The sequence below is a fragment of the Mycobacterium sp. genome (genome assembly GCF_035499775.1).
Taxonomy (GTDB): Bacteria; Actinomycetota; Actinomycetes; order Mycobacteriales; family Mycobacteriaceae; genus Mycobacterium.
Genome location: NZ_DATJYB010000104.1, coordinates 1 through 7,290, shown reverse-complemented (window position 1 = coordinate 7,290; position 7,290 = coordinate 1). Strand labels below are relative to the sequence as shown.

Annotated in this window: 6 protein-coding genes; all 6 read left to right on the top strand. The window is 64.4% G+C overall.

Annotated elements, in window-relative coordinates:
• Positions 1-2,316: ATP-dependent protease ATP-binding subunit ClpC (gene clpC1 / locus VML93_RS07305; RefSeq protein WP_325609150.1), on the top strand; the 2,316-nt coding region annotated here is incomplete at its 5' end.
• A gap of 232 nt (positions 2,317-2,548) precedes the next feature.
• Positions 2,549-2,773, top strand: a complete 225-nt coding sequence (locus tag VML93_RS07300) for a CbtB domain-containing protein (protein WP_414686299.1) — start codon at positions 2,549-2,551, stop codon at positions 2,771-2,773.
• A gap of 28 nt (positions 2,774-2,801) precedes the next feature.
• The gene (locus tag VML93_RS07295; RefSeq protein ID WP_325609148.1) at positions 2,802-3,593 is read left to right on the top strand and encodes a CbtA family protein; all 792 of its coding nucleotides are present in this window, start codon (positions 2,802-2,804) and stop codon (positions 3,591-3,593) included.
• Positions 3,590-4,153, top strand: a complete 564-nt coding sequence (locus VML93_RS07290; RefSeq protein WP_325609146.1) for a histidine phosphatase family protein — start codon at positions 3,590-3,592, stop codon at positions 4,151-4,153. Before VML93_RS07295 ends, VML93_RS07290 begins: the two co-directional genes overlap by 4 nt.
• Before the next feature lie 65 nt (positions 4,154-4,218).
• Positions 4,219-5,739, top strand: coding sequence for a MutS-related protein (locus VML93_RS07285; RefSeq protein WP_325609144.1), 1,521 nt, complete (start codon positions 4,219-4,221; stop codon positions 5,737-5,739).
• Positions 5,736-7,268, top strand: coding sequence for a MutS-related protein (locus VML93_RS07280; protein ID WP_325609142.1), 1,533 nt, complete (start codon positions 5,736-5,738; stop codon positions 7,266-7,268). The genes VML93_RS07285 and VML93_RS07280 overlap by 4 nt, the downstream gene beginning before the upstream one ends.
• The last annotated feature ends 22 nt before the right edge of the window (positions 7,269-7,290 follow it).

The following is a 7,290-nucleotide window of genomic DNA, read 5'->3' as shown; positions in this document are numbered from 1 at the left end:
CTCGGTGAGACCGAGGTCGGGGCACCGCCGTTCACGCCGCGCGCCGCGGCGTGCCTCGAGAAGGCGCTCGACGAAGCACTGCAGCTGGGCCACAACTACATCGGCACCGAGCACATCCTGCTCGGCCTGATCCGCGAGGGTGAGGGCGTCGCGGCGCAGGTGCTGGTCAAGCTGGGCGCCGAGCTGACTCGTGTTCGCCAGCAAGTGATTCAGCTACTGAGTGGCTACCAGGGCAAGGAGGCCGCGGAGGCCGGCACCGGAGGGCGAGGCGGCGAGTCCGGCAGCCCGTCCACGTCGCTGGTGCTCGACCAGTTCGGCCGCAACCTCACCGCGGCGGCGATGGAAGGCAAGCTCGACCCGGTCATCGGCCGCGAGAAGGAAATCGAGCGGGTCATGCAGGTGCTGTCCCGGCGCACCAAGAACAACCCGGTGCTGATCGGCGAGCCCGGCGTCGGCAAGACCGCTGTCGTCGAAGGCCTGGCGCAGGCCATCGTGCACGGCGAGGTTCCCGAGACGCTCAAGGACAAGCAGCTCTACACGCTGGACCTGGGATCGCTGGTCGCCGGCAGCCGCTACCGCGGTGACTTCGAGGAACGCCTGAAGAAGGTGCTGAAGGAGATCAACACCCGCGGCGACATCATCCTGTTCATCGACGAGCTGCACACCCTGGTGGGTGCCGGGGCCGCCGAGGGCGCGATCGACGCCGCGTCGATCCTCAAGCCCAAGCTGGCCCGCGGCGAGCTGCAGACGATCGGCGCCACCACGCTCGACGAGTACCGCAAGTACATCGAGAAGGACGCCGCCCTGGAGCGCCGCTTCCAGCCGGTGCAGGTGGGGGAGCCGACGGTGGAGCACACCATCGAGATCCTCAAGGGCCTGCGGGACCGCTACGAAGCCCACCACCGGGTTTCGATCACCGACTCCGCGATCGTGGCCGCGGCCACTCTGGCCGACCGGTACATCAACGACCGCTTCCTGCCGGACAAGGCGATCGACCTGATCGACGAGGCCGGGGCGCGGATGCGGATCCGCCGCATGACCGCGCCGCCAGACCTGCGCGAGTTCGATGAGAAGATCGCCGAGGCGCGCCGGGAGAAGGAGTCGGCGATCGACGCGCAGGACTTCGAGAAGGCCGCCAGCCTGCGCGACCGGGAGAAGCAGCTGGTCGCTCAGCGTGCGGAACGGGAAAAGCAATGGCGTTCAGGCGATCTCGATGTGGTCGCCGAAGTGGACGACAACGAGATCGCCGAGGTACTGGGCAACTGGACCGGCATCCCGGTGTTCAAGCTGACCGAGGCCGAGACCACCCGTCTGCTGCGGATGGAAGACGAGCTGCACAAGCGGATCATCGGCCAGGTGGATGCCGTCAAGGCAGTCTCCAAGGCCATCCGCCGTACCCGCGCCGGGTTGAAAGACCCCAAGCGGCCGTCGGGCTCGTTCATCTTCGCCGGCCCGTCCGGTGTCGGTAAGACCGAGTTGTCCAAGGCGCTGGCGAACTTCCTGTTCGGCGACGACGACGCGCTCATCCAGATCGACATGGGCGAGTTCCACGACCGGTTCACCGCGTCGCGGCTGTTCGGTGCTCCGCCGGGATATGTCGGCTACGAGGAGGGCGGCCAGCTCACCGAGAAGGTGCGGCGCAAGCCGTTCAGCGTGGTGCTGTTCGACGAGATCGAGAAGGCGCATCAGGAGATCTACAACAGCCTGTTGCAGGTTCTCGAGGACGGTCGGCTGACCGACGGGCAGGGCCGCACGGTGGACTTCAAGAACACCGTGCTGATCTTCACGTCCAACCTGGGTACGTCCGATATCTCCAAGCCGGTCGGCCTGGGCTTCACCAAGGGTGGTGGCGACAACGACTACGAGCGGATGAAGCAGAAGGTCAATGACGAGCTGAAGAAGCACTTCCGCCCGGAGTTCCTCAACCGCATCGACGACATCATCGTCTTCCACCAGTTGACTCGCGACGAGATCATCCAGATGGTCGACCTGATGATCGAGCGCGTCGGCAAGCAGTTGAAGACCAAGGACATGGCGATGGAGCTGACCGACAAGGCCAAGTCGTTGCTGGCCAAGCGTGGCTTCGACCCGGTGCTGGGCGCGCGTCCGCTGCGGCGCACCATTCAGCGCGAGATCGAGGACCAGTTGTCCGAGAAGATCCTCTTCGAGGAGGTCGGGCCGGGACAGATCGTCACGGTCGACGTGGACAACTGGGACGGCGAAGGGCCCGGCGAGGACGCGGTGTTCACCTTCACCGGAACCCGCAAGCCGCCGTCCGAGACGGATCTGGCCAAGGCCGGTGCGCACAGCCGGTAACTAGCGCGACAAGACGCAAAAGCACCCGCACGCCGCCCTGGCGCGTCGGGTGCTTTTGTGACTTGTCGGCCAACCTCGGTCGGCCCGCTCGCTACATCTAGACTGACGGATGTTGTTGGACGGGTATCGGAATCTGGTGAAACTCCAGAACGGTCGCGCCACTGTCGAAAGTCAGACCCGAGGCTCGTCACCAACACCGAGGCGGGACGCGATATCCCCAAAGGAGTCAACAGTGGCCAGTACTGAGAAAACCGGCACCAGGATCGGATCGGTCGATCTGACCGACCTTTCTGAGGCAAGTGCGGCGCTGTGGTTGGCGGCCACCGCCTTCCTGGCGCTGTTGGTGCTCTACTTCGTCGGCATCGACCAGGGTGCGGTGTCACTGTTCGGCAGCGACTCGCACGTGCACGAGTTCGTGCACGACGCCCGGCACCTGCTCGGATTCCCCTGCCACTGAGCGCATTGAAAAGGAACCCCGCAGCAGCGTGGAGAAGCGGCTGATCGCACGCGGTCTCCTGGCGGGCGCACTCGCAGCAGTACTGGCGTTCGTATTCGCCCGGCTGTTCGCCGAGCCCGCAATCGGCCGCGCCATCGCTTTTGAGAACGGCCGGACCGAAGCCGAGGACGCTACCGGCGTCCACGAGCACGGCGCCGAGTTGTTCAGCCGCGGCGTGCAATCCAATGCCGGGTTGGGCTTCGGGGTGCTGGCTTTCGGTGTCGCCATGGGCGCACTTTTCGCGGTGCTGTTCTGTGTGATCTATGGGCGCGCGAAGGGCATTGCGCCACGGTCGCTTTCGGTGCGGCTGGCCGCTGCCGCGTTCGTCGCGGTCTACCTGGTGCCGTTCGTGAAGTACCCGCCCAATCCGCCGGCGGTCGGCCAGTCGGACACGATCGGAGCCCGCACCGGGTGGTATCTGGTGGCCGTGCTGACCTCGGTGGTGCTGATGATCGCGGCGGTGTGGTTGGCCCGTCGGCTCGCGGCCCGGCTTGGCCCCTGGAACGCGGGATTGGCCGCGGCCACTGCGTACGTCGTCGTGACCTCCGTCGTGCTGGCGCTGCTGCCGACGGTGGACGAGACGCCCGGACCGCTTCGCAACGCCACCGGCGCGATCATCTATCCGGGATTTCCCGCCGACGTTCTCTACCAATTCAGGTTGGTCGCGCTGGCCACCCAACTCCTGCTCTGGGTGACCATCGGCGTGGTCTTCGCGACGCTCGCCGGGCGAATGCTGGGTGAGCGATCCGAGAGCGGACGGGAATCGAGCATCGCGGCGTGACCGGGGTGCTCCGGCTGACGCTGGTGTCGCACGCGATGACCGATGCGATGGCCGCCGCGCGTTTCCCGGCCGACGAGCCGCTCAACGACACCGGCCGTCGGCAAGCGGGAGGTATCGAAATCACAAGTGATGCAATGCAACTCGCTGGGCCGGAGCTGCGAGCGCGGCAGACCGCGGACCTGCTGGGTCTGCACGCGACGACGGAGCCGATGCTGGCCGACCTGGATTGCGGACGGTGGCGGGGAGAAACGCTGCAGAGTGTCCCAGCCGCCGACCTGAAGACGTGGCTGACCGACCCGGCTCAGGCGCCACATGACGGCGAGTCGATCGTCGAGCTGATCGATCGGGTGGGCGGCTGGCTCGCATCGTTGAACCGGAACGTAATACCGACAGTTGCCGTTACGCACCCCGCGGTGATCCGCGCGGCGATCCTGACGGCGCTGGACGCTGCGCCGAAGTCGTTCTGGCGCATCGACATTGCACCGGCGAGCGGCACCGTCCTGCACTTCCGCGACGGGTGCTGGACGCTGCGGTGGTGGCGGGGCGTAGCATCCGCGTAGGCGACGAAGCCCGCCGCGACCGCCGCACCGGCTGACGGCTTCTGCCGAGGCGGGAGCAACGGACAGTGCCCTTTACCAGCATCCTGTTTCCGCAGGGCGGCGCACCGACGGAACTCGACGAGGCGCCCGATTGCTTTTCCGATCTGCATCTCGACGAAATCATCGCTGCGGTGAACGCCGGGCATGCCGAACATCGCGTCGATCGGTTCTTCTACGTGCCGTTGCATGAGGTTTCCACCGTCGAGCACCGCCACCGGGTATTCCGCGATCTCGAATGCGGCGAAATCCGTCAACCGATCCTGAAACTGGTCGACGGAATGCAAACGATGCGGCTGCGTCTTGACCAGGCGAAGGACCTGCGGCATCCGCTGCAGAGGCAAGGCTGGGTTATCTATGCGATTCAAACGTTTTGCGACACTGTGGCACTGCTGCGCGACGAGCTCGCTCGCGTCGAGTTGGCCTCCCGTGGGCTACGTGATTTTGCCGACCATGTAGCCCAGTACGTCGAAAGCGACACCTTCCGGAAGCTGTCCGGCGACACCGAAGCCGTGCAAAGCGAACTGCGCAAGGTTCGCTATCGCGTGCACATCCGGGACCTGCGGGTACACGTCGAGAAGTATGACGACCAAACCGATTACAGTGACGCAGTCGCGGCGACGTTCGGGAGGTTCGCGACCGAGGTAGGCAAGGACTACCGCGTACCCTTCGAAGATTGCAAGGACATGGATCACGTCGAAGCCCAGATCCTTGAGTGCGTCGCCGATCTCTACCCGGACGCCTTTGCCCTGCTCGATGGATTCTGTCGCCGAAACCAGCGCTTCATCGAACCCACGATCCGCCGATTCGATCACGAGATCCGTTTCTACTTGTACTACTTGGCCTTCGTCCGCCGCTTCACCAAGGCGGGCCTGAACTTCAGCTATCCCGAGGTCACCAGCGAACCTGGGGTCCTCTCCGCCGACGGCGCCTTCGATCTGGCACTGGCGATCAAATCGACCGACGCGTTGGTAGGCAATGACTTTCGTCTGACGGGGCCGGAAAGGATCTTCGTCGTCACAGGACCCAATCAGGGCGGCAAGACGACACTTGCCCGAACTATCGGCCAATGTGCCTTTCTCGCGTCGCTAGGCTGTCCGATACCCGCCGAGCGTGCCAGGTTCACGCTGCCCGATCGGATCTACACCCACTTCGAGCGGCAGGAGACTCTGTCGACGCTGCAGGGAAAGCTCGAAGAAGAGCTGGTCCGAATCCATGACGTGCTGTGCCGCGCCACCGCCGCGAGCATCATCATCATGAACGAGAGCTTCTCGTCCACGACGGTCAGCGATTCCCATTTGATCGGCACCGAAATCTTCGAGCGGATCATCAAACTGCGCTGTATCGCTGTCTATGTCACCTTCCTCGACGAACTGGCCAGTGTGGATCAGGCGTGCGTCAGCATGGTCGGCGAGGTGGCGGCTGATGATCCCAGCCGGCGGACATTCAAATTCACTCGCCGGCCCGCAGACGGCAACGCCTATGCCGCCGCCTTAGCCAAAAAGTACGGACTCAACTACGACGTCCTGCGACAACGAATCAGCCGATGAAGGTCCTGCTGCTACATCCCGAACGCGACTTCGACCTGAAGCCCCGGCTGCCTTGGCAGCTGAGCGCTTTCATCGACGACGATTTGGAACTGGGCAGGCTCTACGATGCCATGGCGGCCGGGGACGCCTTTTTGCTCGAGACCGCCAGAAAGGTGGTTCCGCTCGGCGTAGCCGATCCCGATGTGATCGTCTACCGCCAGCAGGTGTTGGCCGACTGCCTGGCCAATCGCGCTGTGGTGCAACAGATGTACGACCTCGCAGCCGCCGTCGACGGGGTTGAACTACGGCGCAAGGTATTCCTAGGTGGGCTCACGTCGGGCAATCCGGTGGGCCTGCTGCGCCGTTCGGTACGGATCCTGGACCTGCTGACCGAAACGCTCAGGCAATTGAGTGCCCTGGCCGGTGAATACGCCGACCGGTTCCGCTCGACCGCTTTTCGGCAGTTGTTGACGACGTTGACCGAGCAGCTGTCCGACGATTACTTGGCCCAGGTTGACGAGTACCTGCGCGAACTGCACCTCCCGCGCGGTGTGCTGCTCAGCGCCGGACTCGGACTCGGCAACAGGGCCGAACGCCACGTCCTTCACCAACCACCCCGACGCGATTGGTGGGCGCGGCTGACCGGAAACCACAGCGACGGAAGAGGGTTCGTGGTCGACGCCGACGACCTGATCGGTGCGCAGGCTCTCACCAAGCTGGCTGGCTACGCCATCAACGACGCCGCCAACACCGTCACCCAAGTGGCGGAGCATATCCAAAATTTCTTCGAACGGCTGCGGACCGAACTGGGGTTCTACCTCGGGTGCGTGAATTTGCGTGACGAACTGACCAAACATCAAGTGCCGACCTGCTTTCCGGTACCCACCGAGATAGGGACGCCGAGGTTTGAATGTCGCGATCTGCGCGACGTCGGGCTGTGTCTGACCACCAGCAAGACGGTCACCGGCAACGACGTCGAGGCCGACGGCAAGACATTGATCGTCATCACCGGCGCCAACGAGGGCGGTAAGTCGACGTTCCTGCGCAGTGTCGGAGCCGCCCAGGCGATGATGCAAGCCGGCATGTTCGTCACCGCAGAAGCGTTTAGTGCCAACGTCCGAGACGGCGTCTTCACACATTTCAAGCGGAACGAGGACGACACCCTGCTGCACGGCAAGCTCGACGAAGAGCTTGCCCGGATGAGCGGAATCGTCGAGTACATCGGACCGACGTCGTTGCTGTTGTGCAATGAATCCTTCGCCTCGACCAATGAGCCCGAGGGATCGGAAATCGCGCGAGGCGTCGCGCAGGCGATGGTCGAGAGCGGGGTGCGAGTGTTTTTCGTGACCCACCTCTACGACCTCGCCCACAGTCTGTACGCGCGACAAGATCCCGCTGACTTGTTCCTGCGGGCCGAGCGACGTTCGGATGGGGCACGGACATTCCGGTTGACCCCCGGCAAGCCCGAACCCACCGCCTATGGCGAGGATTCGTTCCGCCGGATCTTCGGCGTCGCGCACACCGACCAGGAGCGGGTGGCATCCGGCTGAAATGGCAGTGGCGGCTTGTCGC

What these genes read in the sequence shown, in the direction of transcription:
- VML93_RS07280 (WP_325609142.1), top strand. Translation starts at nt 5,736, where the DNA reads ATGAAGGTCCTGCTGCTACATCCCGAACGCGACTTCGACCTGAAGCCC.